Origin of the sequence: Pararhodobacter marinus (genome assembly GCF_003122215.1) — a bacterium.
Classification (GTDB): domain Bacteria; phylum Pseudomonadota; class Alphaproteobacteria; order Rhodobacterales; family Rhodobacteraceae; genus Pararhodobacter; species Pararhodobacter marinus.
Genome location: NZ_QEYD01000005.1, coordinates 34377 through 57423 on the forward strand (window position 1 = coordinate 34377; position 23047 = coordinate 57423).

The 23047-nt window shown below is 66.4% G+C and carries 23 protein-coding genes; 14 read left to right on the top strand and 9 right to left on the bottom strand.

Features of this window, described 5'->3' with window-relative positions; all coding sequences use genetic code 11:
• Positions 1 to 37: 37 nt before the first annotated feature.
• The 3 genes from C4N9_RS08925 to C4N9_RS08935 all read left to right on the top strand — a co-directional run bounded on the left by C4N9_RS08925 (position 38) and on the right by C4N9_RS08935 (position 3325).
• Entirely contained in the window at positions 38 to 1213 is a 1176-nt protein-coding gene (locus C4N9_RS08925) for an acyl-CoA dehydrogenase family protein (protein WP_109532985.1), read from the top strand.
• An 18-nt stretch (positions 1214 to 1231) separates the two neighbouring features.
• Entirely contained in the window at positions 1232 to 2851 is a 1620-nt protein-coding gene (locus C4N9_RS08930; RefSeq protein ID WP_109532986.1) for a benzoate-CoA ligase family protein, read from the top strand.
• Between the two features lie 69 nt (positions 2852 to 2920).
• Positions 2921 to 3325: a RidA family protein gene (locus C4N9_RS08935; RefSeq protein ID WP_109532987.1), complete on the top strand. Its 405-nt coding sequence runs from the start codon at positions 2921 to 2923 to the stop codon at positions 3323 to 3325.
• Between the two features lie 67 nt (positions 3326 to 3392).
• Here the strand turns inward: C4N9_RS08935 and C4N9_RS08940 are convergent, their stop codons facing one another.
• On the bottom strand, positions 3393 to 3773 hold the full coding sequence (locus C4N9_RS08940) for a GFA family protein (protein WP_109532988.1): 381 nt from the start codon (positions 3771 to 3773) through the stop codon (positions 3393 to 3395).
• A 16-nt stretch (positions 3774 to 3789) separates the two neighbouring features.
• Complete coding sequence (locus tag C4N9_RS08945; RefSeq protein WP_109532989.1) at positions 3790 to 4671, bottom strand: DMT family transporter; 882 nt, start codon at positions 4669 to 4671, stop codon at positions 3790 to 3792.
• 126 nt (positions 4672 to 4797) lie between these two features.
• Here C4N9_RS08945 and C4N9_RS08950 point away from each other — a divergent pair, with 126 nt between their 5' ends.
• Entirely contained in the window at positions 4798 to 5259 is a 462-nt protein-coding gene (locus tag C4N9_RS08950; RefSeq protein WP_109532990.1) for an Lrp/AsnC family transcriptional regulator, read from the top strand.
• An 18-nt stretch (positions 5260 to 5277) separates the two neighbouring features.
• Here C4N9_RS08950 and C4N9_RS08955 read toward each other — a convergent pair whose 3' ends face one another.
• The 3 genes from C4N9_RS08955 to C4N9_RS08965 form a co-directional block, all read right to left on the bottom strand.
• On the bottom strand, positions 5278 to 6669 hold the full coding sequence (locus tag C4N9_RS08955) for an aminotransferase family protein (protein ID WP_109532991.1): 1392 nt from the start codon (positions 6667 to 6669) through the stop codon (positions 5278 to 5280).
• 108 nt (positions 6670 to 6777) lie between these two features.
• Positions 6778 to 7515, bottom strand: coding sequence for a TetR/AcrR family transcriptional regulator C-terminal domain-containing protein (locus tag C4N9_RS08960; protein ID WP_109532992.1), 738 nt, complete (start codon positions 7513 to 7515; stop codon positions 6778 to 6780).
• Between the two features lie 102 nt (positions 7516 to 7617).
• Positions 7618 to 8394 carry an SDR family NAD(P)-dependent oxidoreductase gene (locus C4N9_RS08965; RefSeq protein WP_168192179.1) on the bottom strand — a complete coding sequence of 259 codons (777 nt, stop codon included), beginning with the start codon at positions 8392 to 8394 and terminating at the stop codon, positions 7618 to 7620.
• A 432-nt stretch (positions 8395 to 8826) separates the two neighbouring features.
• Between C4N9_RS08965 and C4N9_RS08970 the strand changes: the two genes are divergently transcribed.
• From C4N9_RS08970 to C4N9_RS09000, 7 genes are read left to right on the top strand one after another with little or no spacing between them, the layout of a single operon-like run.
• Positions 8827 to 9921, top strand: coding sequence for an acyl-CoA dehydrogenase family protein (locus C4N9_RS08970; protein WP_109532994.1), 1095 nt, complete (start codon positions 8827 to 8829; stop codon positions 9919 to 9921).
• 11 nt (positions 9922 to 9932) lie between these two features.
• Entirely contained in the window at positions 9933 to 10712 is a 780-nt protein-coding gene (locus C4N9_RS08975) for an enoyl-CoA hydratase/isomerase family protein (protein WP_109532995.1), read from the top strand.
• Positions 10712 to 11896, top strand: a complete 1185-nt coding sequence (locus tag C4N9_RS08980; protein WP_245902500.1) for an acyl-CoA dehydrogenase family protein — start codon at positions 10712 to 10714, stop codon at positions 11894 to 11896. Before C4N9_RS08975 ends, C4N9_RS08980 begins: the two co-directional genes overlap by 1 nt.
• 5 nt (positions 11897 to 11901) lie before the next feature.
• Positions 11902 to 12654 carry an ABC transporter ATP-binding protein gene (locus C4N9_RS08985; RefSeq protein WP_109532996.1) on the top strand — a complete coding sequence of 251 codons (753 nt, stop codon included), beginning with the start codon at positions 11902 to 11904 and terminating at the stop codon, positions 12652 to 12654.
• Entirely contained in the window at positions 12647 to 13351 is a 705-nt protein-coding gene (locus C4N9_RS08990; RefSeq protein ID WP_109532997.1) for an ABC transporter ATP-binding protein, read from the top strand. The genes C4N9_RS08985 and C4N9_RS08990 overlap by 8 nt, the downstream gene beginning before the upstream one ends.
• Before the next feature lie 3 nt (positions 13352 to 13354).
• On the top strand, positions 13355 to 14239 hold the full coding sequence (locus C4N9_RS08995) for a branched-chain amino acid ABC transporter permease (RefSeq protein ID WP_109532998.1): 885 nt from the start codon (positions 13355 to 13357) through the stop codon (positions 14237 to 14239).
• Entirely contained in the window at positions 14236 to 15162 is a 927-nt protein-coding gene (locus tag C4N9_RS09000; protein ID WP_109532999.1) for a branched-chain amino acid ABC transporter permease, read from the top strand. Before C4N9_RS08995 ends, C4N9_RS09000 begins: the two co-directional genes overlap by 4 nt.
• Positions 15163 to 15205: 43 nt before the next feature.
• On the opposite strand, the gene C4N9_RS09005 is transcribed toward C4N9_RS09000, so the two are convergent.
• Positions 15206 to 15616, bottom strand: coding sequence for a RidA family protein (locus C4N9_RS09005; RefSeq protein ID WP_109533000.1), 411 nt, complete (start codon positions 15614 to 15616; stop codon positions 15206 to 15208).
• Between the two features lie 87 nt (positions 15617 to 15703).
• Here C4N9_RS09005 and C4N9_RS09010 point away from each other — a divergent pair, with 87 nt between their 5' ends.
• Positions 15704 to 16429 carry a helix-turn-helix transcriptional regulator gene (locus C4N9_RS09010; protein WP_109533001.1) on the top strand — a complete coding sequence of 242 codons (726 nt, stop codon included), beginning with the start codon at positions 15704 to 15706 and terminating at the stop codon, positions 16427 to 16429.
• On the opposite strand, the gene C4N9_RS09015 is transcribed toward C4N9_RS09010, so the two are convergent.
• From C4N9_RS09015 to C4N9_RS09025, 3 genes are all read right to left on the bottom strand, one after another.
• Complete coding sequence (locus tag C4N9_RS09015; protein WP_109533002.1) at positions 16404 to 18044, bottom strand: long-chain fatty acid--CoA ligase; 1641 nt, start codon at positions 18042 to 18044, stop codon at positions 16404 to 16406. The two genes, C4N9_RS09010 and C4N9_RS09015, sit on opposite strands and share 26 nt — an antisense overlap.
• A gap of 81 nt (positions 18045 to 18125) precedes the next feature.
• On the bottom strand, positions 18126 to 19781 hold the full coding sequence (locus C4N9_RS09020) for a flavin-containing monooxygenase (protein WP_109533003.1): 1656 nt from the start codon (positions 19779 to 19781) through the stop codon (positions 18126 to 18128).
• 191 nt (positions 19782 to 19972) lie between these two features.
• The gene (locus C4N9_RS09025; protein WP_109533004.1) at positions 19973 to 20752 is read right to left on the bottom strand and encodes an IclR family transcriptional regulator; all 780 of its coding nucleotides are present in this window, start codon (positions 20750 to 20752) and stop codon (positions 19973 to 19975) included.
• A gap of 248 nt (positions 20753 to 21000) precedes the next feature.
• On the opposite strand from C4N9_RS09025, the gene C4N9_RS09030 reads away from it, so the two are divergent.
• Together C4N9_RS09030 and C4N9_RS09035 are read left to right on the top strand one after the other, a co-directional pair.
• Positions 21001 to 21759: an SDR family NAD(P)-dependent oxidoreductase gene (locus C4N9_RS09030; RefSeq protein WP_109533005.1), complete on the top strand. Its 759-nt coding sequence runs from the start codon at positions 21001 to 21003 to the stop codon at positions 21757 to 21759.
• 49 nt (positions 21760 to 21808) lie between these two features.
• Positions 21809 to 23029, top strand: coding sequence for an ABC transporter substrate-binding protein (locus C4N9_RS09035; RefSeq protein ID WP_109533006.1), 1221 nt, complete (start codon positions 21809 to 21811; stop codon positions 23027 to 23029).
• Positions 23030 to 23047: the final 18 nt, after the last annotated feature.

The following is a 23047-nucleotide window of genomic DNA, read 5'->3' on the forward strand; positions in this document are numbered from 1 at the left end:
GCCCCCGGACCCCCGCGAGTATTGGGAGCAGACTGAAATGGCGGATCGCAGCTTTCTGGACTGGCCGTTTTTCGAGGACAGGCACCGCGCGCTGGCGGCCGAGATCGAGGCCTTCGCGGCGGGGCTGGATATCGACCACGGCGATACCGATGCGGCCTGCCGGGCGCTGGTGACGGCGATGGGCGAGGCCGGGGTGGCGGCGCATTCGGGGGCGTTGGACGGGCGGCTCGACGTGCGCAGCCTGTGCCTGATCCGCGAGACGCTGGCGCGCTACGATGGCTTGGCGGATTTCGCCTTTGCCATGCAGGGGCTGGGGACCGGGGCGATTTCGCTGTTCGGGAGCGAAGCGCAGCGCGCCGAATGGCTGCCGCTGACGCGCGGCGGCAAGGCGATCTCGGCCTTCGCGCTGACCGAGCCGCGATCGGGCTCGGATGTGGCGAATTCGACCATGACGGCAACGCGCGACGGCGACGATTACGTTCTGGACGGCGAGAAGACGTGGATTTCGAATGGCGGCATCGCCGATGTCTACACGCTGTTCGCGCGGACCGGCGAGGCGCCGGGGGCGAGGGGGCTGTCGTGTTTCATCGTCACGCCGGACCTGCCGGGGTTCGAGGTGGTCGAGCGGCTGAACACCATCGCGCCGCATCCGCTGGCGCGGTTGCGCTTCACCGGCTGCCGGGTTCCAGCGAGCGCCATGATCGGCGCGCCGGGGCAGGGGTTCCGCATCGCCATGTCGGTGCTCGACGTGTTCCGCTCGTCCGTCGCGGCGGCCGCGCTGGGATTCGCGCGTCGGGCGCTCGACGAGGCGCTCGACCGTGTCACCACGCGCGAGGTGCAGGGCGCGCCGCTGTTCGATCTGCAGATGGTGCAGGGCCATATCGCCGACATGGCGCTCGATGTGGACGCCGCCGCGCTGCTGGTCTACCGCGCCGCCTGGACCAAGGATTCGGGCGCGCCGCGGGTCACGCGCGAGGCGGCGATGGCCAAGCTTTTCGCCACCGACCAGGCGCAGAAGGTGATCGATCGCGCGGTACAGCTGCATGGCGGGGACGGCGTGCGCTCGGGCGAGGTGGTCGAGAGCCTCTATCGCGAGATCCGCGCGCTGAGGATCTACGAGGGAGCCTCGGACGTGCAGCGCGTGGTGATCGCGCGGCAGGCGCTGGCCGGGCACCAGAATCAGGCCGGAAACCGGGGCGAACCGGCGGCGTAACCCAACAGGAGAGGCGAGATGCTCAGAGAGTCTTCTCATACGGACAGCTTCACGCGCGACAATCTTCCGCCCCCGGCCAGCTGGCCCGAGCTGAGGCTCGACGGGTTCGACTATCCCGACCGGCTGAACGCCGGGGTCGAGCTGACCGATGCCATGGTCGCGCGGGGCCACGGCGACCGCACGGCGCTGATCGGCAACGGGCGGCGTCGGACCTACAAGGAGCTCTCCGACTGGACCAACCGGCTGGCGCGGGCGATGGTCGAGGATCTGGGCATCAAGCCGGGCAACCGGGTGCTGATCCGTTCGGCCAACAACCCGGCGATGGTGGCCTGCTGGCTGGCCGCGACCAAGGCGGGCGCGGTGGTGGTCAACACGATGCCGATGCTGCGGGCATCAGAGCTGGCGAAATATGTCGAGACGGCGCAGATCACGCATGCGCTGTGCGACACGCGGCTGATGGACGAGCTGACCGCCTGCGCCAAGACCTCGCCCTATCTGAAGACGGTGGTCGGTTTCGACGGGACCTCGAACCACGATGCGGAACTGGACCGGCTGGCGCTGGAAAAGCCCGTGACCTTCGAGTCTGTCGCGACCGCGCAGGACGACGTGGCGCTGATCGGTTTCACCTCGGGGTCGACCGGCAAGCCGAAAGCGACGCTGCATTTCCACCGCGACCTGCTGATCATCGCCGACGGCTATGCCAGGGAAGTGCTGGGCGTGGTGCCCGAGGATGTCTTCGTGGGCTCGCCACCGCTGGCCTTTACCTTCGGGCTGGGGGGGCTGGCGATCTTTCCGCTGCGCTTCGGGGCCGCGGCGACGCTTCTGGAAAACGCGACCCCGCCCAACATGGTCGAGATCATCGAGAAATACCGCGCGACCGTCTGTTTCACCGCGCCGACCGCCTACCGGGCTATGATGCGGGCGATGGACGAGGGGGCGGATCTGTCCTCGTTGCGCGCGGCGGTGTCGGCGGGTGAGACGCTGCCGGGCCCGGTCTATGACGAATGGAAGGCCAAGACCGGCAAGCCGATGCTGGACGGGATCGGCGCGACCGAGATGCTGCATATCTTCATCTCGAACCGGTTCGACGATCACCGCCCGGCCTGCACGGGCAAGCCCGTTACCGGCTACGAGGCGCGGATCCTGGGGCCGGAGGGCGAAGAGCTGCCGGCGGGCCAGCCGGGGCGGCTGGCCGTGCGCGGCCCGACCGGGTGTCGCTACCTGTTCGGGGACCGGCAGGAGGAATACGTGCAGGGCGGCTGGAACATTACCGGCGACACCTTCGTGCGCGATGAGGACGGCTATTACCATTTCGCCGCGCGCAATGACGACATGATCGTCTCGGCGGGCTACAACATCGCCGGCCCCGAGGTCGAAGCGGCGCTGCTGGCGCATCCGGCGGTGGCGGAATGCGCGGTGATCGGTGCCCCCGACGAGGCGCGCGGCATGATCGTGCAGGCGCATGTGGTGCTGGGCGCGGGCGAAGTGCCGTCGGATGCGCTGGCCAAGCTGCTGCAGGACTTCGTCAAGTCGACGATCGCGCCCTACAAGTATCCCCGCTCGATCATCTTCACCCGGACCCTGCCGAAGACCGAAACCGGCAAGATCCAGCGTTTCCGCCTGCGCGATCAGGACTGACAGCCCGTCACGCGACGGGCCCCATCGTGAACGGGCCCGCGCGACAGGCCCCAGTTGAGAGGAGCAACCATGCCCCATACCATCATCCAGCCCGAGGGCTGGGCCCCGGCCAAGGGCTATGCCAATGGCGTGCTGACCCCGTCGGGCATCCTGCATATCGGCGGCCAGATCGGCTGGGACGCGAACAAGGAGTTCGTCGGCGACGGGTTCATCGAGCAGATGGAACAGGCACTGAAGAACATCCGCGCCATCGTCGAGGCCGCGGGCGGCACGGTCGAGGATATCGTGCGCCTGACATGGTTCGTGACCGACAAGGCCGAATACATGGCCCATCAGCGCGAGGTGGGCGAGGCCTATCGCCGCGTGCTGGGCAAGCATTTCCCGGCCATGTCGATGCTGGTCGTCTCGGAGCTGGTCGAGGACCGCGCCAAGGTCGAGATCGAGGCCACGGCGGAATTGTCGAAGGCCGGCTGAGCGTTTCGCAACAGAACAAGCAGGGCCGGGGCGTTCGGAGCGGCCCGGCCTTTCCTTGCGGCCGGTCTCAGCCCTGTTCGTGGACGGGCGCGTCGTCGGGCATTGGGTAATAGGCGCCCTTGTCCGCCACGAAGATATGCTTGCCGATGCGCAGACCCGTCGTGTCCTCAAGGCAGCCCGCCGCGATGCCGATCCCGTCCTCGTCGTTCATCCGGTAGAACAGGCTCGATCCGCAAAGCGCGCAGAAGCCGCGTTTTGCCATGTCGGACGAGGCATACCAGCGCAATCCTGCGTCAGCGGTGAAATGCAGGCTGCCAAAGGGGGCGTGGGTCGAGGCCCAGAGATGCCCGCTGCTGCGGCGGCACTGCGAACAATGGCAGACCGTCACCGTGTCGCGGACGTGATCGACCTCGAACGCCACGGCGCCGCATTCGCATCTGCCTTTCATTCATTTCCCTCCCGCTTCAGTGGCCCGCGCGGCGGGCGCGGAAGATGGTGAAGACCCCGCTGGCGATGATGATCGCCGCCCCCAGCCAGGTCATCGAATCCGGGGTTTCGCGCCAGATCAGCCAGCCCAGCAGCGTGGCCCAGAGCAGCCCGGTGTAATCGAGCGGCGCGACGATGACCGCCGGGGCCATGCGGAACGCCTGCGTCATCATCGTCATGCCCGCCGTGCCGAACAGCGCGATGGCCAGGAACAGCCACAGATCGCCCGGATCGACCGGCACCCAGACCAGCGGCACGACCAGCCCGCCCAGAAGCGCGCCTGCCCCGGTCAGGTAGACAAGCAGCGTCCACACGCTTTCGCGCGGGTCGACCCAGCGCGCGCTGAGCATCAGCACCGCGTAGACCAGGGCCGTGGCCACCGGCAGAAGCGCCGCGGGCTGGAAACTGGCGCCGCCCGGTCGCATGACGATCAGCACGCCCAGAAAGCCGAACAGCACCGCCAGCCAGCGCCGCCAGCCGATCTCGTCCTTGAGAAACAGGGCCGAAAGCACGGTGATGAAGACCGGGGCCACGAAGATCAGCGCCGTCGCCTCGGCAAGGCCCAGATAGCGGAAGCTGCTGAAGAACAGGAAGGTTGCCGCAACCCACAGCACCCCGCGCACAAGATGCGCGGCGGGCCGGTACGAGCGCAGGGCGCGCCCGCCGCCCATGAACAGCGCGATGAGGATGGTGAATGGCAGCGCGGTCACGTTGCGCAAGAACAGGATCTGCAGCGGCGAATAGCTCTCGGTCAGGGATTTCGCGATGGCATCGTTGACGCTGAGCGCGGCCACGCCCACGCACATCAGCACGACACCCGCCAAAGGGTGCCCTGTCGGCGCAACGCTTGCCTCATTCATGCCTGTCTCTCCCCACACTTGCCGGAAGTTTATGCGGATTTGCCCGGCATCGTCTTGCGTTCTTCCCCCGCTTCGGCGTGAAATCGGCATGGATCATCCGCAATAGCCGATACCACGAGGGGTTTCATGCACGAGATCGACGAGACCGACCGCCGCATCCTGCGCGTGTTGCAGGCCGATGCGTCCCTGTCGGTGACCGAGGTGGCCGAGCGGATCGGCCTGTCGCAATCGCCCTGTTCCCGCCGCATCGCGCGGCTTGCCGAAAGCGGGATCATTCTGGGCAAGACGCTGGTCCTGGACCGCAAGAAGCTGGGGTTCAACGCCATCGTGCTGGTGCGCATCAAGCTGAGTTCGCACGGGCGCACGGCTTTCGACGCTTTCCAGAACGCGGTTCTGCGCATCCCCGAGGTGCAGGTGGTGCAGCTCATGCTGGGGGAATACGATTTCAACGTCCGTGTCGTCGTGCGCGACATGGATCACTTCCATGCGCTGTTGCGCGATCGGCTCGCCCTACTGCCCGGCGTGCAGGAAATGCAGAGTTCGGTGCTGCTGGACGAGCTGAAATACACCACCCACCTGCCGCTCTGAACCGCGGGCAGGGGCGTGTCAGCTGCGGGTTTCGGCCTCGAATATGTCCAGAACCTCGGTCAGCAGCGCCATCATCTCGTCCAGCTGGGCATCGGTCACGATCAGCGGCGGGGTGATCATCAGCCATTCGCCGTACCGCCCGCCCGCCGTGCTGCGCGAATAGAGCAGAAGGCCGCGGTCAAGCCCCAGCTCGACGATCCGGGCGATGGCTTTGCGCGCGGGCGGAAAGGGGGCCTTGGTCGTCTTGTCCGCGACGATCTCGATCGCGCGCAGCAGCCCCAGCCCGCGCACATCGCCCACGATGCCCGAGTGCCGCGCCAGCACCTGCAGCCGTTCGCCCAGCAGGATCCCCATCCGTTCGGCATTGCCGATCAGGTCACGATCCATCACCTCGGCCAGCACCGCCTCGCCCACCGCGCAGGACAGGGGGTTGGCGCTGTAGGTGTGGCCGTGCAGGAAGCCGCCCGCCGCCACCACCTTCTCGACCATCTCGCGCGGAGCCAGAACCATGCCCAGCGGCGTGTAGCCGGCGGCCACGCCCTTGGCCAGGATCACCAGGTCGGGGCGCGCATCGGGCCAGTGCTCGGCGGCCAGGAAGCGCCCGGTACGGCCCGCGCCGCTCATCACCTCGTCGAAGATCAGCAGGACCCCGTGGCGCGAACAGATCTCGCGCACGGCGGTGTAATAGGCATCGGGCGCCACCAGCGCGCCCGTCGCCAGCCCGCCCACCGGCTCCATGATGAAGGCCAGAACGCTGTCGGGGCCTTCATCGCGGATCGCCGCTTCCAGCGCCTCGGCGCAATGGCGCGCATGGGTTTCCGCGTCCAGATTGCCCGGAACGCGATAGGTGAACGGCGCCGGCACGCGCGGCATGATCCGCATCACCGGCCCGAACACGGCATCGGTTTCCGGATCGCCGGTAATGGCGGCCGCGCCCAGGGTCGCGCCGTGATAGCCCGGCTCGCGCGCCAGCACTTTCCAGCGCCCCGCCTCTCCGCAGGCGACCGCATGGTGCCGTGCCAGCTTGATCGCCGCCTCGGTCGCTTCGGACCCGCCCGACACGACGAAGACCCGCTCGAAACCCGGACCGGCCAGCGCTGCCACCCGCTCGGCCAACGCGATATTCGCCTGGTTTTCGAACAGCGCGCGCGAGGCGTAGCAGACCTTGCCCGCCTGTTCGGCCATCGCCGCCAGCACGCGCCCGTTGCCATGGCCGATATTGCTGACCACCGGCCCCGAGGTGGCGTCGAGATACCGTTTGCCGTCGGTGTCCCACATGTAGATCCCCTCGGCATGCGAGATCATCGGCCGGCGCGGGGCCTCGGGCGGCGCGTAGAACACCTGGATCGGGCCGCCGCGCTGCGGAAAGGGGCTGCCGCTGCCGGAAGCGGGGTCTTGCGGGGCTGTCATGGACTTATCCTTGTGTCGTCTTCGCGGCGGGTACTGCGCATCTTCGGTCTGTTGTGCGGTGTACAATAAGCCCGGAGCGCTCGCCACCCTCTTGTCCGTCATTCGTCGCTAGCTCGAAGCGGCCCCACCCTCGCGCGGCAGGCGGTCGAGGCCGGTCACGAACGCCTCGACATACATTGCGAAGGCGCCGGTCATCGGTTGCGTGGCACCGTTCTGCCAGCGCAGGATGAAGGCCGCGCCGATCATCTGCCCGGACAATTGCGCCAGCAGCGGATGGCGGTTGGCGTCGATCCGGTCCGGGAAACCGGCCAAATCCTCGCGCAGGCTCTCGGCATCGGGCGGCAGCATGGCGAATTCCTGCGTGGTAAATCCGACCATGGCGCCGATCACGGCATTATAGGCATTGATCAGCGAGGCGCCCCGGAACCCCGCGTCGTGCAGCTTGGCAAGGACCGCCTCGACCAGATCCACATCGACCGAGGCATTCGAAACCAGCGTCACGCCGATCAGAGGCGCGGCGTTGGGATGGCGGGCGATGGCCGCGCGGTAGCGCGTGAACAGCGCCCGAAGCCAGTCCTGCCAGTCGAGACCGGCGTCGGGCAGGACGTCGCGCAGCACCACGGTGATGATCTCGGCGATCAGGACATGGCGGCTCGGCGTGTACCAGTAGATCGCGGTCGGATAGCAGCCCAGCGCCCGCGCCACGCTGCGGATCGAGAAGGCCTCCAGCCCCTTTTCGTCGATCAGCCGCAGCGCGGTCGCGACGATCTGCGCCTTCGACAGGTCGGGGGCGCCGTTCTGCGGTCTGCCGCGGCCTTTTCGGGCCGGGGCCGGTGTCTTGGCCATGGGATCGCCTTTCCGTCCAGTCGCGTCGCCGGCTGCGAGGCGCCGCAAGCCGGGATAGCATCGCCGCGCGCGCGCTCACAACCAGTGCCGCTAACCCGTGCGTCAGCGGCTGTCTCCGGGCGGCGGCGGGGGAAGCTGGCCCAGCAGCAGGCGCGAGGTCAGGCCCGGCGCCACGCGGCCGAGCAGCCGCACGATCCGGGTCTTGCCGATCCAGATCCGCGTTTTCCGGTGCTCGAGCCCCCGCAGGATCGCCGCCGCTGCCTGTTCGGCGCTGATCTTGCCGCTGCCGCGACCCCGCGTCATGTCGGTTTCCACCAGCGGCAGGATGGCCTCGGCAATCAGCAGGCCGGGCCAGTTGCGGGCTTGACCGCGCAGCGCGACGCTCAGGTTTCCCAGCCCCGCCTTGGCGGCGCAATAAGCCGGCGCGGCCATCTTGGGCGCCATGCCAAGCGCGCTGTTCACGTTGCAGACAAAGCCGCCTGGTGCCTGCGCCAGAACCGGCAACAGGCCATAGCTCAGAAGGCAGGGCGCCACGAGGTTGACGCCGATCTCCGGGGCCACCAGCGCCGCCGCCGCGCCGGGCGCAAGGGCCGAGAGATCGGCCTCGGTCTGCAGCCCGGCATTGTTGATCAGGCCCAGGGGCCCCAGTTGGCGAAGCGCGTCCACCAGACGGGCGGTCGCCGCCGCGTCGCTCAGGTCGCAGGCGATGAAGCGGAACGTCGCGCTGTCGGGCCGGTCGGGACGCGCGCGGGCGACGCCGATCACGCTGTGCCCCTGATCCAGTAGCTGCGAGACGAGCGCGCGACCGATACCCCGGCTTGCGCCGGTGACGATGACGGGGGCCTGCGGGCGCCGGGCGATATCGGGAAGGGGGGACATTCTTGCTTTCCGGTCGGATGAGGGGATGAGATCCCAGTGTCGAGCAAAAGCTCGCTTTCTCAACTCGCTTTGCGCCAAGCCTGCGGGGGCGGGGCGTCGGGGGCGGGAAATCAAGGGATTATCGCCCGGGAACGGTGAGGGTCGCTGCCTGAGCCGGTGTCTGCCGGCACTGTGGCTCGCCTTTCGGGGGGACATACAGGCCCTTCACAAAACGCGGTGTTTCACACTTGTGAAACTGTTTGCTCAGGATGCGATAGGTTTTGACAAAAACCTGCCGAACCCGCCTCCTGTAGGCGGAGCGCGCGGACCCATGTCCCGCGGGGGAGGCCAATCAGACATCCGGACACGACCGTACCCCGGTGCGGCGGCGGACGGGTATTGCGCCCTGCCTGCGGACGGGTCCCGGCCCTTGATGCAATTGCCGGAGGCGCCATGCCCCTCATCCAACTCGACGATCCCGATACGACGCTGGCGATGCTGCGCGACAGCGTCGCCGCTCTGGCCGCCCGCGCCGATGGCCCGGCCACCTTCCGCCGCCGCCGCGCCGCGCAGGGCGACCTCGATGCCGCGACCTGGAGCGCGCTGGCCGAGGCCGGGTTTCTGGCCCTGACCCTGCCCGAAAGCATGGGCGGGATGGGGCTGGGCGACAGCGAGCTGACCGTTCTGGCCGAGGCGCTGGGCCGGTCGCTGCTGACCGAGCCCTTCGCCAATCTCGCCGTGTTTCCGACCACGCTGCTGCGCGAGATCGACGCCTCCGACGCGGCGACGGGGCTGGCGGTCGATATCGGCTCGGGCGAGGCCATCGTGCCGGTTTTGTGGCAGGATGCGCGCGGGGCAGCCGCGCCGCTGACGCTGTCGGGCGACCGGCTCAACGGCAGTGCGCATCTGGTGCCGGGCGCGGTTTCGGCCACCGGGTTCCTCGTTCTCGCCGAAGAGGGCGGCGATCTGGCGCTGGTGCATCTGGCTGCCGGGGCCGAGGGGATGCGTGTGGCCACGCGGCCCGGTCTGGATGGCGCGGTGCTGGGGCAGGTGACGCTGCACGATACCCCTGCCGCAACCGTGCTGGCGCGCGGCGCGGGGGTGCAGGCGGCGCTTGATGCGGCAATTGCCACCACGCGCATGGCGCTGGCGGCGGAACTGGCCGGGCTGGCCGCGCGGGCGCTGGAAATTACCGTGGATTACACCTCGAACCGGGTGCAGTTCGGCAAGTCCATCGCCAGCTTTCAGGCCATCCAGCACCGGCTTGTCGATATGTGGGCCGAGGCGGAATTCGCCTGTTCGGCCTGCGCCAATGCCGCCATCGCCCCTGCGGGAGAACGCGCGCAGGCGATCCTTGCCGCCAAGGCCCGCGCCGGGGACAGCGCCACCTCGATCACCCGCAAGGCCATCCAGCTTCACGGCGCGATGGGCTTCACCGACCAATGCGATATCGGCCTGTACCTCAAGCGCGCGATCACCCTGAACGCGACGTTGGGCCAACCCGAAGAGCTGCGGCTGGCCTTCCTGACCGCCGACCGCGCCGCCTGAAAGGAATTCCGATGAGAAACGACCTGATCAAGACCGAGATCACCGACCACGTCGCCGTCGTCACCATGGACGCGCCGCCCGTGAACGCGCAGTCGCGCGGCTTCATGGAAGAGCTGATCGAGGTCTTCGACGAATTGAACGAAACGCCGGGCGTGCGCTGCGTGGTGCTGACGGGGAACGGCAAATGCTTCTCGGCGGGCGCCGATATCAAGTCGCGCGCCAAGGTCGCGGACGGGGTCGCGGGCGACACCTATCGCCATCTGCGCCGTGCGCGCGAGGTGGGCTTCGTCATCATGGAGATGAACGTCCCCGTCATTGCCGCCGTCAATGGCCCGGCTCTGGGCGCGGGGATGGGGCTGGCGATCTGTTCGGACATGATCGTCGCGTCAACAAACGCGGTGTTCGGCCTGCCCGAGATCGATATCGGCCTGATGGGCGGCGTGCGCCACACGATGCGGGTGTTCCCCATGTCGCTGACGCGCCGCATGGTGCTGACCGGCTGGCGCGTTCCGGCAGCCGAACTCTATCGCCGGGGCCTGATCGAGGCCTGCGTCGAGCCCGAGGCGCTGATGGATACGGCGATGGAGTTGGCCCGCAACATCGCTTCGAAAAGCCCCGCGGCGATCCGTCTGGCCAAGCGCGCGCTCAACACCGTGGAAACGATGGGCCTGAAGGACGGCTACCGGTTCGAGCAGAACCTGACGGTCGAGATGACCCGCCATCCCGACAGCAAGGAAGCAATGCGCGCCTTCATGGAAAAGCGCCCGGCGGTTTTCGGGGACGAGCTGTGATGAAGTCCGCGACGATGCCCGAACAACAGGACTGGAACGCGCTGACGGACGAGGAATTCCGCGCGATCTTCCGGGACTGGGTGGATCAGAACTGCCCCGCCCATCTGCGCTTCATGCGCAAGCAGCGGCCCGTCTTCGACGAGGTGGCCGAGTGGTATCACGCGCTGGCGCGCAAGGGCTGGCTCTCGCCGGTCTGGCCGCAGGAACATGGCGGCATGGGCCTGAATGCCGCGAAGCATATCGTTTATGTCGAGGAATGGGCGCGGCTGGGCTGCCCGCGTATTCCCGATCACGGCATCGGCCTGACCGGCCCCCTGCTGATCGAATTCGGCACCGATGAACAGAAGGAGTTCTTCCTGCCGCGCATCCTGTCAGGCGAGCATGTCTGGTGTCAGGGCTATTCCGAACCCAATGCGGGTTCGGATCTGGCCAGCCTGCGGACCTCGGCGGTGCGTGAGGGTGACGAATTCGTCGTCAACGGCCAGAAGATCTGGACCACGCTGGCGCATTGCGCGAACTGGATCCTGCTTCTGGCGCGCACCGACAAGGAGGCTGCGAAGCCACAGGGCGGAATCACCGTGCTGCTGGTCGATCTGACCTCTCCCGGTGTGGTCGTGCGCACCATCCCCAACCTGCGCGAAGAGGCCGATTTCTGCGAGGTCTTCTTCGACAATGTCCGCGTGCCCGCGAAGAACGTTGTGGGCGAGGTCAATGCGGGCTGGGCGCTGGCCAAGGCAGTGCTGGGGCATGAGCGGATCTTCCTCGGCGCGCCCTCGCGGCCCGAATACGCGCTCACGCGGCTGGAAATGCTGGCCGAGGATCGCGGCGCATTCGAGGATGCCGCCTTCCGTTCACGCTTCGCCAAGCTGCGGCTCGATCTCTACGACCTTGGCTCGGCCTTCGAGCGGTTTGCGAAGGTGCTGCGCGAAGGCGGTACGTTGGGCGCCGATGTCTCGGTGCTGAAGCTCTTCTGCACCGAACTCTATCAGCGCATCACCGAGGAAACGCTGGCCGTCGCGGGCGAGGAAGCGCGCTTCTACGACGACCTGCCCCTGGGCGATGGCGGTCATGTCGACGCGATGAACCTGTTCCTTGATGCGCGCGCGCCGGCGATTTTCGGCGGGTCCAACGAGATCCAGCGCAACATCCTTGCCAAGGCCGTTCTCGGCCTTCCGTCACGGTGAGCGCGATGGGCGAATACGCACTCGAAGCGCAGGGTCTGACCAAGACCTTCGGCGGGTTCAACGCGGTCACGGACGTGAACCTCAAGGTCCGGCGCGGATCGATCCACGCGCTGATCGGCCCCAACGGGGCGGGCAAGACCACCTGTTTCAACCTGCTGACCAAGACCCTGACGCCCACGTCGGGCAAGGTGTTTCTGGATGGGCGCGACATCACCCGGTTGCGCAGCGCGCAGGTGGCGCGACAGGGGCTGGTGCGCAGCTTTCAGATCTCGGCCACCTTCCCGCATCTGACCTGTCTGGAAAACGTGCGCGTCGCGCTGCAATCGAACCATGGCACTGCCTACAAGTTCTGGCGCTCGCTCAAGGCGGTCTCGGCGCTCAATGAGCGCGCGCATGAATTGCTGGGGCAGGTCGGGCTGGGCCATCAGGCGCACACGCCCGCGACCGAGCTGAGCTATGGCAAGAAGCGCGCACTGGAAATCGCCACGACGCTGGCGCTGGATCCCAAGGTGATGCTGCTCGACGAGCCGACAGCGGGGATGGGCCACGAGGATATCGAGCCGATCACCGACCTGATCCGCAAGGTTTCGGACGGGCGCACGATCCTGATCGTCGAGCACAATCTCTCGGTCGTCTCGAGCCTGTGCGAGCGCATCACCGTGCTGCAGCATGGCGAAGTGCTGTGCGAGGGAGCCTATGCCGAGGTGTCGAACGATCCCGAGGTGATCACCGCCTATATGGGAGGGATCGATGAGTGACGCCCTGCTGAATGTGCAGAATCTCGAAGCCTGGTACGGGGAATCGAAGGCGCTGCACGGCATGAATTTCGATGTCCGGCCCGGAGAGCTGGTCACGCTGATCGGTCGCAACGGGGCGGGGAAATCGACCACCCTGCGCTCGATCATGGGGATCGTCGGCAAGCGCACGGGCTCGATCCGGTTCGACGGGCAGGAGCTGATCAACCGCCGCACCTTCCAGATCGCCCGCACCGGCATCGCCTATTGCCCCGAAGAGCGCGCGATCTTCTCGTCGCTCAACGTGGCCGAGAACCTGACCTTGCCGCCGGTGCTGAAGGCAGGCGGCATCGCCGATGACGCCCTGTTGCGGCAGTTTCCCAACCTGCAGCGGCGGCTGAAAAGCCAGGGGACCAAGCTGTCGGGCGGCGAGCAGCAGATGCTGGCGATTGCCCGCATCCTGCGCACCGGCGCGCGGTTCCTGTTGCTGGACGAGCCCAGCGAGGGCCTGGCGCCGGTCGTGGTCAAGGAGATCGGCGAGCAGATCAAGGCCCTGAAAACACAGGGTTTCACTATCCTTCTGGTCGAGCAGAACCTGTCCTTCGCGCGCAAGGTGGCCGACCGGCATGTGGTGGTCGAAAACGGCGTCGTCGTCGACACGCTGACCAATTCCGAGCTCGAGGCCGACATGGCCCGGGTCAAGACGTATCTGGGGGTCTGAGCGATGTTCGATCACATCTCGATCCAGCTTTTGCTGGGACAATTGCTGATCGGCCTGATCAACGGGTCGTTCTACGCCATGCTCAGCCTGGGGCTGGCGATCATCTTCGGCCTGATCCATGTCGTGAACTTCGCCCATGGCGCGCAATACATGCTGGGGGCCTTCGTGGCGCTCCTGCTGCTGAACCATCTGGGCATTCCCTATTGGGGCGCGCTGTTCATCGCCCCGGTGGTGGTGGGGGCGGTCGGATTGCTGATGGAGCAGACGATCCTGAAACCGCTCAGGCATCTCGATCACCTCTACAGCCTGCTCGCCACCTTCGCGGCGGTGCTGATCATGGAGGGGCTGATGCGGCTGGAATTCGGCTCGACCGGGTTGCCCTATGCCTCGCCGCTTCCCGGCGGCATCAATCTGGGCTTCATGTTCCTGCCCTGGTACCGGGGCTGGGTCGTCGTCTTCTCGCTGGTCGTCTGCATCGCGACATGGCTGCTGATCGAAAAGACCAAGCTTGGCGCCTATCTGCGCGCGGCCAATGAACGGCCCGAGATCGTCGAAAGTTTCGGCATCAACGTGCCCCGCATGATGAGCCTGACCTATGCCTTTGGCGTGGGGCTGGCGGGTCTGGGCGGGGTGCTGGCAGCCCCGATCTATCAGGTCTCGCCCTCGATGGGGTCGAACCTGATGATCGTCATCTTTGCCGTGGTGGTGATCGGCGGCATGGGCTCGATCCTGGGGGCGATCCTGACGGGCTATCTGATCGGCATCGTCGAGGGGCTGACCAAGGTCTTTTATCCCGAGGCCTCGAACCTCGCGATCTTCGTCATCATGATCGTCGCCCTGATCCTGCGGCCCAATGGCCTGTTCTCTTCGCCGGAGTCGTCCAGATGACGCGCTATATCCTGTTGGCCGTGCTGGCCGTCGTCGCGCTGATCGCGCCGTTCTTCGTCTATCCGATCCTGCTGATGACGATCCTGTGCTTCATGGTCTTCGCCTCCAGCTTCAATCTTCTCCTGGGTTATGCCGGGCTGTTGTGCTTCGGCCACGCGATGTTCTTCGGCGCCGGGGCCTATATCGGCGGCTGGCTGATGAAAGAGGGCGGATTGTCGATCGAGCTGGCCTTTCTGGGCGCCGCCCTGGCCATGGCCGCGCTGGGCTGGGTCGTCGGCCTGATCTCGGCCCGGCGGGGCGGTATCCAGTTCGCGATGATCACGCTGGCCATTTCGCAGTTCATCTACTTCCTGCTGCTGCGCGCGCCTTTCACGCATGGCGAGGACGGGCTGCAGCGCATCCCGCGCTCGGACCTGTTCGGGGTGGTGGACGTGTCGTCGAACCTGTCGCTGTATTATCTGGTTCTGGCGGTGTCGGTCGCGGCGATCTGGTTCTTCTACCGCATCGTGCATTCGCCCTTCGGCGAGGTGCTGCGCGCGATCCGCGACAACGAGGGGCGGATGGAATCGCTGGGTTTCGTGCCCGAGCGGTTCAAGATCCTGGCCCTGACGCTGTCGGCCGGTCTGGCGGGTCTGGCCGGGGCGATGAAAGCATCGGTTCTGCAAATCGCCACGCTGCACGACCTGTCGTTCCACGTCTCGGGCACGATCATCTTCATGGCGCTTCTGGGGGGATTGGGCACGCTGGCCGGCCCCATCGTCGGCGCGGCGCTGGTCGTGCTGCTGACCGACCACCTGGCGCAGTTCGGGGAATGGGCGCTGATCATCCAGGGGAGTGTGTTCCTGGTGGTGATCCTGTTCTTCCGCCGCGGGCTGGTGGGCGAGTTGCAGGCCTTCCTCAAGCGCCGCGTTGCGCGGGCGTAACGATGAAGAAGGGGCGGGCCGGACCCGCCCCTTCGCCATGCCGTCAGTCCAGCGCGACGACGGCCTCGACCTCGAACAGCATCGACGGAAGGGCGAGGGCCGGGACCCCGACCAGCGTCTGCGCCGGCATCCGATCTCCGAAAATCGTGATCACCGCCTCGGTCATCGGGCCCAGCTTCGACGGGTCGTGATCGACCACATAGGTGGTCAGCTTGACGACCCGCTCGGGCCCAGCGCCCAAGCCTTCCAGCGCCGTGCGCAGATTGTCATAGGCCTGCCGGACCTGCCCGACGAAATCCGGAGACAGCGCGCCGGTGTGATCCTGCCCCCCTTGTCCCGAAATGAAGGCAAGCCGCGCCGAAGCCGGTGCGATCACGGCGGTGCTGTAGCCATTCGGGCTGGGATCGGGCAGCGGCGCGGGGTTGACGATCTGCGGCAAGGTATTGGCTTTCATGGCGAATTCTCCTGTGTCCTGAGGGCGACACAATGGATAGCCAGAATCGGTGCCAGAACTTGTCACCAATCATGCTAGGCTTGTCGCATGAACTCCCGCGCCCGTCAGGATCACCTGATCCGCCATCTTCGCCGCAACGGCCTCACCACGAGCGAAACGCTGGCCCAAGCGGTCGGCACCTCGCGCCGCACGGTGCTGCGCGACCTGTCCTGCCTGCGTGACGAGGGCTACCTGATCCATTCCGAGCCCGGTCCGGGGGGCGGCTTGCTGCTTGATCCGCAGGCCGCGCGCTCTGGGCCGCGGCTGTCGGTCAGCGAGGTCTTCGCGCTGATCGTCACCGTTTCGGCAATGCAGATCGCGCGGGATGTGCCCTTTGCCGAGCTGGCCGATACGGGCCTTGCCAAGATCGAGAAAAGCCTTTCGGCCGATCAACTGCGCGACCTGCGCGCCTTGCTGGAGGGGCTGCATGTGGGCCGGCTGTCGCCCTTGCAGGATCTGTCCGACCGGGACGCGATGGACCCGGCCCTGCTGCCTTGCTTCGAGGCAGGCTTCCTGGACCGTCAGCCGATCCGCTTTGCCTATCGCGATGCCAAGGGCAACCAGACCCGACGACAGGTCGAGCCGCAGGCCATGCTGATCCTGCCGCCCCTGTGGTATCTGGTCGGCTGGGATCCTGAAAAGGGCGACTTTCGCCACTTTCGCATGGACCGGATCGCGCGGCCCGAGATTGTCCCCGGACCGCCCTTCCGTCGCCGCCGCGTGCCCTTCGAGGCCGATGTCTGTCCGTTCACGGAGCTGACGCGTCAACCTTGACCAGGTGATCCTTCCACGCCTCGCGCAGCACCTTCTTGTCCAGCTTGCCGGTCGCGGTCAGCGGCAGATGATCGACGAAGACCACGTCGTCGGGCAGCCACCAGCGCACCACCCTGTCGTCGAGATAGGACAGGATGTCGGCGGATGCGACGTCGCTTCCGGGCTTCCTGACCACCAGCATCAGCGGGCGCTCCTGCCAGCGTTCATGCGTCACGCCCACCACCGCCGCGGCCTCGACCGCCGGATGGCCGAGCGCGGCGTTTTCCAGCTCGATCGAGCTGATCCATTCGCCGCCCGACTTGATCACGTCCTTCGAGCGGTCGGTCAGCGTCACGAACCCCTCACCGTCGATCTTCGCCACGTCGCCGGTCGCGAACCAGCCGCCCTCATCCACGACCTGACCGCCGACGCCGCCGTAATAGCCCGAGGTGACCCACGGGCCGCGCACCATCAGCTCGCCTGAGACGCTGCCATCCTGAGGCAATTCGGCGCCGGATTCGTCGACGATCTTCAGATCGACACCGAACATCGCCCGGCCCTGCCGCGCCAGAATGTCGATCTGGGCGGATTTGGGCAGGTCGCGATGATCGGGCAGCAGCGAGGCGACCGTGGCGACGGGACTGGTTTCGCTCATTCCCCACGCCTGGAACGCATGGACGCCCGCGTCGTGGAACCGCTGCAGCAATGCGCGCGGCGCCGCCGAGCCGCCCATCAGCACGCGCTGGAAGGGCAGGGTTTCGGGGTTGATGCCGTTTTCGTCGAGATACTTGAACAGCCCGATCCAGACCGTCGGCACGCCCAGCGAAAAGGTGCATTCCTCGGCCCGTGCCAGATCGTAGAGCGACTTGCCGTCCAGCTTCGGTCCCGGCAGAACCAGCTTCGCCCCGCACAGCGCCGAGGCATAGGGAATACCCCAGGCATTGACGTGAAACAGCGGCACGGCCAGCAGGGTGGCATCGGCGCGCGACAATTGCAGGCCATCGACCTGACAGCACAGGAATGCATGCAGCACGGTCGAGCGATGCGAATACAGCACCCCCTTGGGATTGCCGGTCGTCCCCGAGGTGTAGCATAGCCCCGAGGCCTGTTTTTCATCGAAAACCGGCCAGTCCAGCGCGCCGTCTTCCGAGGCCAGCAGCGCCTCGTAACTCGACAGATCGGCGCGGCCTTTGGGCATGTGGCTGGCCGGGGACAGGACGACCCGGTGCTTCACCGTTTTCAGCCTGTCCGCCAGCCCGTCGACCAGATCGAGGAAGGGCGCGTCGAACAGCAGGACCTCTGCCGCGCCGTGGTTCAGGATATACTCGATCTGGTCGGGGAACAGGCGCGGATTGACGGTGTGCAGCACCGCGCCGATGCCGGCGGCGGCATAATAGAGCTCCAGGTGACGATGGGTGTTCCAGGCCAGCGTCCCCACCCGGTCACCGGGTTTGACGCCCAGACGTCGCAAGGCTTGCGCGGCCTTGCGCGCGCGGCGGGCGATCCCGGCCCAGTCGGTGCGGTGGATTTCGTCTTCGCAGGTGACGGACACGATTTCGCTGCGCGGATGGTAGCGTTCGGCATGGGTAAGAAGGGACGAGATCAGCAAGGGCCGATCCTGCATGAGGCCAAGCATGGTCACTCTCCGGGTTGAATGAAAACACCCGGCCACGCGGAAGGCACGGCCGGGTCTGTAAAGGTCGGAACCGGGCCGGGCTCAGCCTGCCGCGGGTTCAAGTTGCTTCGAGGGCTGGAAGCTGAGATCGCGGTAACCGTTGGCGGCCACGGCCTCGCAGGCTTCGCGGTACTTGTGGAAGCCGCCGGTGAACATCGCCATACCCTGCGGCTTGCCCTTGACGTTCGAGCCGGTCCACCACGTTTTCGCCTTGAGCATCAGCGAGCGGCTGGCGAGCTGTTCGATCTGCGCCATCCAGGCATCCTCGGCCTGCGCAGAGGCTTCGACCGCGCCCTGTCCGGTTTTCTGCATATGCGCGATCACCCCGGCGATGAAATCGACATCGTTCTCGCTGATGGTAAAGATGTTGGCCAGCGCCGCCGGGCCATTGGGGCCGGTGGTCATGAACATGTTGGGGAAGCCCTGCATCAAGACCCCGAACAGCGAGCGCGGGCCATCGCGCCATTTGTCCCTGAGCGCGGCGCCATCCCTGCCGGTGATCTCGAAGGCCAGCAGCGCGCCGGTCAGCGCGTCATAGCCGGTGGCAAGGATCAGCACGTCAAGCTGATGGTCCCCCGACCGGGTGCGGATGCCCGTTTCGGTGATCTCGACGATCGGGTCTTCCAGGCAATCCACCAGATGCACGTTGGGGCGGTTATAGGTCTCATAGTAGCCGGTATCGAGACAGGGCCGCCGCGCGAAGATCGGGTAGCCGCGCGGCTTCAGTTTCTCGGCGGTAGCCTTGTCATCGACCGTGTCGTGGATGCGGTCGCGGACGAAATCGGCGACCTGATCGTTGGCCGATTGGTTGACCATCAGGTCCGAGAAGATGCCAAGGAAGGTATGCCCGCCATGCTGCCAGGCCTGCTCCATCAGTTCCTGCCGGTGATCGGCGGGGATCGAAAAGAAGGGGCGGGTGGAGACGGGCCGCGCGCCGCCCGTGGGGTTCAGTTTGCACGCCGCGCGGATCGAGGCGTAATTCGCCTTGAGTTCGGCCACATCCTGTTCGGTTACCTTGCGGTTGCGCATCGGCAGGGTGAAGCTGGGCGTTCGCTGGAACACGAACAGCTCGCAATCGGTGCGGCCCAGCGTCTGGATGATCTGCATCCCCGACGAACCAGTGCCCAGAACGCCGATCCGCTTGCCCTTCAGGTCGGGCTCTTCATGCGGCCAGCGCGCGGCACGCAGGGTCAGGCCCTTGAAGCGATCGAGACCCGGAATGTCCGGATCCGTGGGCTTCGACAGCGGGCCGGTGGACATGACGCAATAGGTCGCTTCCAGCACCTTGCCGTCATTGGTGCGCACCACCCAGAGCTGGCGGGACTCGTCCCATTTCGCGCTGTCGACGCGGGTGCCGAAGCGGTAATGCTTGCGCAGGTCCAGCCGGTCGGCGACGAAATTGGCATAGGCAAGGATCTCGGGCTGGGCCGCGAATTGCTCGGACCACGTCCATTCCTGCTGGATCTCGTCCGAGAAGCCGTAGCTGTAATCGACCGACAACAGGTCACAGCGCGCGCCGGGATAGCGGTTCCAGTACCACACGCCGCCCACGTCGCCGCCTTCTTCGATGCTGACGATGTTCAGGCCCATCTCGCGGAACTTGTAGGTGGCATACATGCCGCCAAATCCCGCCCCGACGATGACCATATCAATCCGTTCGGCCGCCGCGCCCGCGGTGGCCGTTTCCGCTCGACTCATGTCGATCCTCCTCCTGAACGATGGCGCGGCACCGGGCCCTGGGGACGGGGTGCGGCGCCGGCGGCCTCCTCTGGTCCGCCGGGTCTGGAGGGATGAAACCGCGACTTGCGGCAGCGATCAACGATTTCGGCAATTCTGAAGCCGACATTCACATCCGTGAAAAGCAGGCCGCATTCCGGCGCCGGGCCCGGTCACAATTCGATATGGATCGGGCGGTCGAAATCCGGCTCGGTCGGGATCGAACGCGCGGCATTGCGTAGCGCGCCCAGGTACTTGTCGAAATTCTTCTTGATCCGGTCCGTGACGCCGCCCAGCGCCAGCGTGACCGGGCTGCCCAGGATCGTGCCGGGCACCAGCACCGCGATGGTCGCGCCGCCGGCGAAGGGCACGTCCTCGGCCCAGCCATAGCCGCGCGCGCGGATCTCGGCGATGCGCTCGAAGATCTCGGGCAACAGGACGCGCTCGGCCGGGTTCTGCGTGGCGATATTGGCGCGGCGCACCATGTTCTCGATCTTGTCGTCCGACATGGTGGACATCAGCACCCAGCCCGCCGCCGAGCGGGTGATCGGACGCACGGTCCCCTCGTCGATGAAGAACCGCAGCGCGTGCAGCGATTGCTTGGTCTTCAGGTATTGCAAATAGACGTCGTTGCGGGTGCCTACGAAGATACCTTCGCTGGTGGCGGCATGGACGTCGTTCATCGCGTCGATGACATGCCCCGATCCGAACAGCGCGCGCGGCACCCAGTCGCCCAGTCCCGTGACCTTGGTCGTCGGGAAATACACGCGGCGGCCCCGGTCATAGCTGAGATAGCCCAGATTCACGAGCGTCTTCAGCAGCACCGTGGTCGAGGACAGCGGATAGCCCAGATCGCCCGACAATTCCGACATGGTGCGGGGCTGCTGGGTCAGGCGGAAATGTTCGAGGATCTCGAACGCCCGCATGGCCGACTTGACCTGCGCGTTGGACATGAATGTGGCCTCCCCCAAAGTGCACAGAATTCACAAGTGTGAAACTCTGCTTCACTTACTGAATTTTTCTAGCCGCATCCCCGACCTCGTGCAATCTTTCCCTCATACCCACAGACCAGCCGGTTGCGGCGGGCGACCGGATCGGGACGGGCGCGTCAGCGCGCCCCGGAGACGTCTTGCCTGCTGTCCGGAACGGCAGCCCGGGAGGGGTGTGGCGGGTCGGGGACCGGGAGGAAAGGAAGAATTCGATGAAGGGCAGACTGGCCAGCCGGGTCGCTCTGGTAACGGGCGGAGGTCGCGGAATCGGCCGCGCGATCAGCGAGGCCTATGCACGGGAAGGGGCGAAGGTCGCGGTTCTCGACCTGAAGCTCGACGTGGCCGAGGAATGCGCCGGGGCGATCCGCGCGGCGGGCGGCGAGGCGATGGCGGTGCAGGCGAATGTCGCCGACCGCGAGGACGTCTTCACCGCCGCGGCCAAGGTGAAACACGCATTCGGCCCGGTCACGGTGCTGGTCAACAACGCGATGTACAACCGCTATGGCCCGCTCGACGATCAGACCGAACCGATGATCAGCCGGATGATCGACGTGGGCTTCAAAGGCGTGATCTGGGGATATCAGGCCTGCGTGCCGCAGATGCGCGAGGCGGGGGGCGGCGTGATCGTCAACATCGCCTCGCCCTCGGCTGTTCTGGCGATGAAGAATGGCATCATGTACTCGGCCATCAAGGCCGCGGTCGCCGCCGCGACCCGTTCGGGCGCGGCGGAATACGGCCCCGACAATATCCGCGTCACCGCCATCGCGCCGGGACCGACGCAGACCGACGGGGCCAACATGGTCGTTAGCGAAGAGGGTTGGGAAAGGCGCCGGCAACGGATGCCCATCGGACGGCTGGGACAGCCCTCTGACATGGCAAACGCGGCTGTGTTTCTGGCATCGGACGACGCGTCCTTTGTCACGGGCGACATGCTGTTTGTGGATGGAGGCGTGACCTACGCCTTCTCGTGAGGCCCTGGCGGGGAGGGAGGAGCCCCGCATCATCCTGGGAGGAAGACCAATGACGATGAACGCAACCGGCGCCACGGCGCTGTTTCTGGCCTGCACCGCGCTGAGCGCCGCGCCGGCCTGGGCCGATTTCTCGGACGATGTGATCCGCATCGGCGTGATGAACGACCAGTCGGGTCCCTATGCCGACAATTGCGGCGCGGGATCGGTGGCTATGGTGCGGCTGGCCATCGAGGACCATGGCGGCGCGATCAACGGCGTGCCGATCGAAGTGGTGGTCGCCGACGATCAGAACCAGCCCGATGTCGGCGTCTCGGCCGCGCGCCGCTGGGTCGAGGAAGAGGGCGTCGACACCATCGTCGGCTGCTCGGCCTCGTCCATCGCGCTGGCCGTGCAGGACGTGATGCGCCAGCACGAGCGCCCCTACCTGATCGCCGGCACCGCGACGACGGAGACGACCAACGGCCAGTGTTCGCCCATGACCACCAACTGGGCCTATGACACCTACACGCTGGCCCGCGGTTCGGTGAATGCGCAGATCGAGCAGGGCAATCTGAGCTGGTATTTCATCACCGTCGATTACACCTTCGGCCATGCCTGGCAGGATGACGCGACGCGTTTCATCGAAGCGGCGGGCGGCGAGGTCCTGGGCTCGACCCTGCATCCGCTGGGCGCCACGGACTTCTCGTCGCAGCTGCTGCAGGCGCAGGCCAGCGGCGCGCAGGTGATCGGCATCGCCAATGCGGGCGCCGACCTTGCCAACGTCATCAAGCAGGCCGAGGAATTCGGCATCGTCGCCGCCGGTCAGCAGATCGCCCCGCTGGGCGCGCAGGTGAACAACATCCACGGCATCGGCCTGCCGGCGACGCAGGGGCTGGTCTTCTCGGCCGCCGCCTATTGGGACCGCGACGACGAGACGCGCGCGCTGACCGAACGCTACAACGCCGCCTTCGACGGTCGCTATCCCAACGAGTCGCAGCTGGTGACCTATTCGGCGGTCAACCACTACCTGACCGCGCTGGAAGCGATCGGCACGGATGAAGGCGTTGCGGTCATGGATCAGATGCGCGCCACGCCGGTCAACGATCCGATCATGCAGGACGTGTCGATCCGTGAAGACGGCGTGGTCATGCATCCGATGCTGATGGTGCAGGTCAAGACGCCCGAGGAATCGACGGGCGACTGGGATTACTACGACGTTCTGGGCCTGATCCCCGCCGAGGACTCGTGGCGCACCCGCGAGGAAAGCAGCTGCCCGCTCTTCACCGAATAAGAACCTCCCTGACTGGCG

Coding starts and splice junctions, on each gene's coding strand:
- C4N9_RS08985 (WP_109532996.1), top strand. CDS start 11,902: ATGGGCGAATACGCACTCGAAGCGCAGGGTCTGACCAAGACCTTCGGC.
- C4N9_RS09005 (WP_109533000.1), bottom strand. CDS start 15,616: ATGAAAGCCAATACCTTGCCGCAGATCGTCAACCCCGCGCCGCTGCCC.
- C4N9_RS08955 (WP_109532991.1), bottom strand. CDS start 6,669: ATGACAGCCCCGCAAGACCCCGCTTCCGGCAGCGGCAGCCCCTTTCCG.
- C4N9_RS08945 (WP_109532989.1), bottom strand. CDS start 4,671: ATGAATGAGGCAAGCGTTGCGCCGACAGGGCACCCTTTGGCGGGTGTC.
- C4N9_RS09000 (WP_109532999.1), top strand. CDS start 14,236: ATGACGCGCTATATCCTGTTGGCCGTGCTGGCCGTCGTCGCGCTGATC.
- C4N9_RS08995 (WP_109532998.1), top strand. CDS start 13,355: ATGTTCGATCACATCTCGATCCAGCTTTTGCTGGGACAATTGCTGATC.
- C4N9_RS08960 (WP_109532992.1), bottom strand. CDS start 7,515: ATGGCCAAGACACCGGCCCCGGCCCGAAAAGGCCGCGGCAGACCGCAG.
- C4N9_RS09030 (WP_109533005.1), top strand. CDS start 21,001: ATGAAGGGCAGACTGGCCAGCCGGGTCGCTCTGGTAACGGGCGGAGGT.
- C4N9_RS08990 (WP_109532997.1), top strand. CDS start 12,647: ATGAGTGACGCCCTGCTGAATGTGCAGAATCTCGAAGCCTGGTACGGG.
- C4N9_RS09015 (WP_109533002.1), bottom strand. CDS start 18,044: ATGCTTGGCCTCATGCAGGATCGGCCCTTGCTGATCTCGTCCCTTCTT.
- C4N9_RS08965 (WP_168192179.1), bottom strand. CDS start 8,394: ATGTCCCCCCTTCCCGATATCGCCCGGCGCCCGCAGGCCCCCGTCATC.
- C4N9_RS08975 (WP_109532995.1), top strand. CDS start 9,933: ATGAGAAACGACCTGATCAAGACCGAGATCACCGACCACGTCGCCGTC.
- C4N9_RS08950 (WP_109532990.1), top strand. CDS start 4,798: ATGCACGAGATCGACGAGACCGACCGCCGCATCCTGCGCGTGTTGCAG.
- C4N9_RS09010 (WP_109533001.1), top strand. CDS start 15,704: ATGAACTCCCGCGCCCGTCAGGATCACCTGATCCGCCATCTTCGCCGC.
- C4N9_RS08930 (WP_109532986.1), top strand. CDS start 1,232: ATGCTCAGAGAGTCTTCTCATACGGACAGCTTCACGCGCGACAATCTT.
- C4N9_RS08970 (WP_109532994.1), top strand. CDS start 8,827: ATGCCCCTCATCCAACTCGACGATCCCGATACGACGCTGGCGATGCTG.
- C4N9_RS08940 (WP_109532988.1), bottom strand. CDS start 3,773: ATGAAAGGCAGATGCGAATGCGGCGCCGTGGCGTTCGAGGTCGATCAC.
- C4N9_RS09020 (WP_109533003.1), bottom strand. CDS start 19,781: ATGAGTCGAGCGGAAACGGCCACCGCGGGCGCGGCGGCCGAACGGATT.
- C4N9_RS08980 (WP_245902500.1), top strand. CDS start 10,712: ATGAAGTCCGCGACGATGCCCGAACAACAGGACTGGAACGCGCTGACG.
- C4N9_RS08935 (WP_109532987.1), top strand. CDS start 2,921: ATGCCCCATACCATCATCCAGCCCGAGGGCTGGGCCCCGGCCAAGGGC.
- C4N9_RS08925 (WP_109532985.1), top strand. CDS start 38: ATGGCGGATCGCAGCTTTCTGGACTGGCCGTTTTTCGAGGACAGGCAC.
- C4N9_RS09035 (WP_109533006.1), top strand. CDS start 21,809: ATGACGATGAACGCAACCGGCGCCACGGCGCTGTTTCTGGCCTGCACC.
- C4N9_RS09025 (WP_109533004.1), bottom strand. CDS start 20,752: ATGTCCAACGCGCAGGTCAAGTCGGCCATGCGGGCGTTCGAGATCCTC.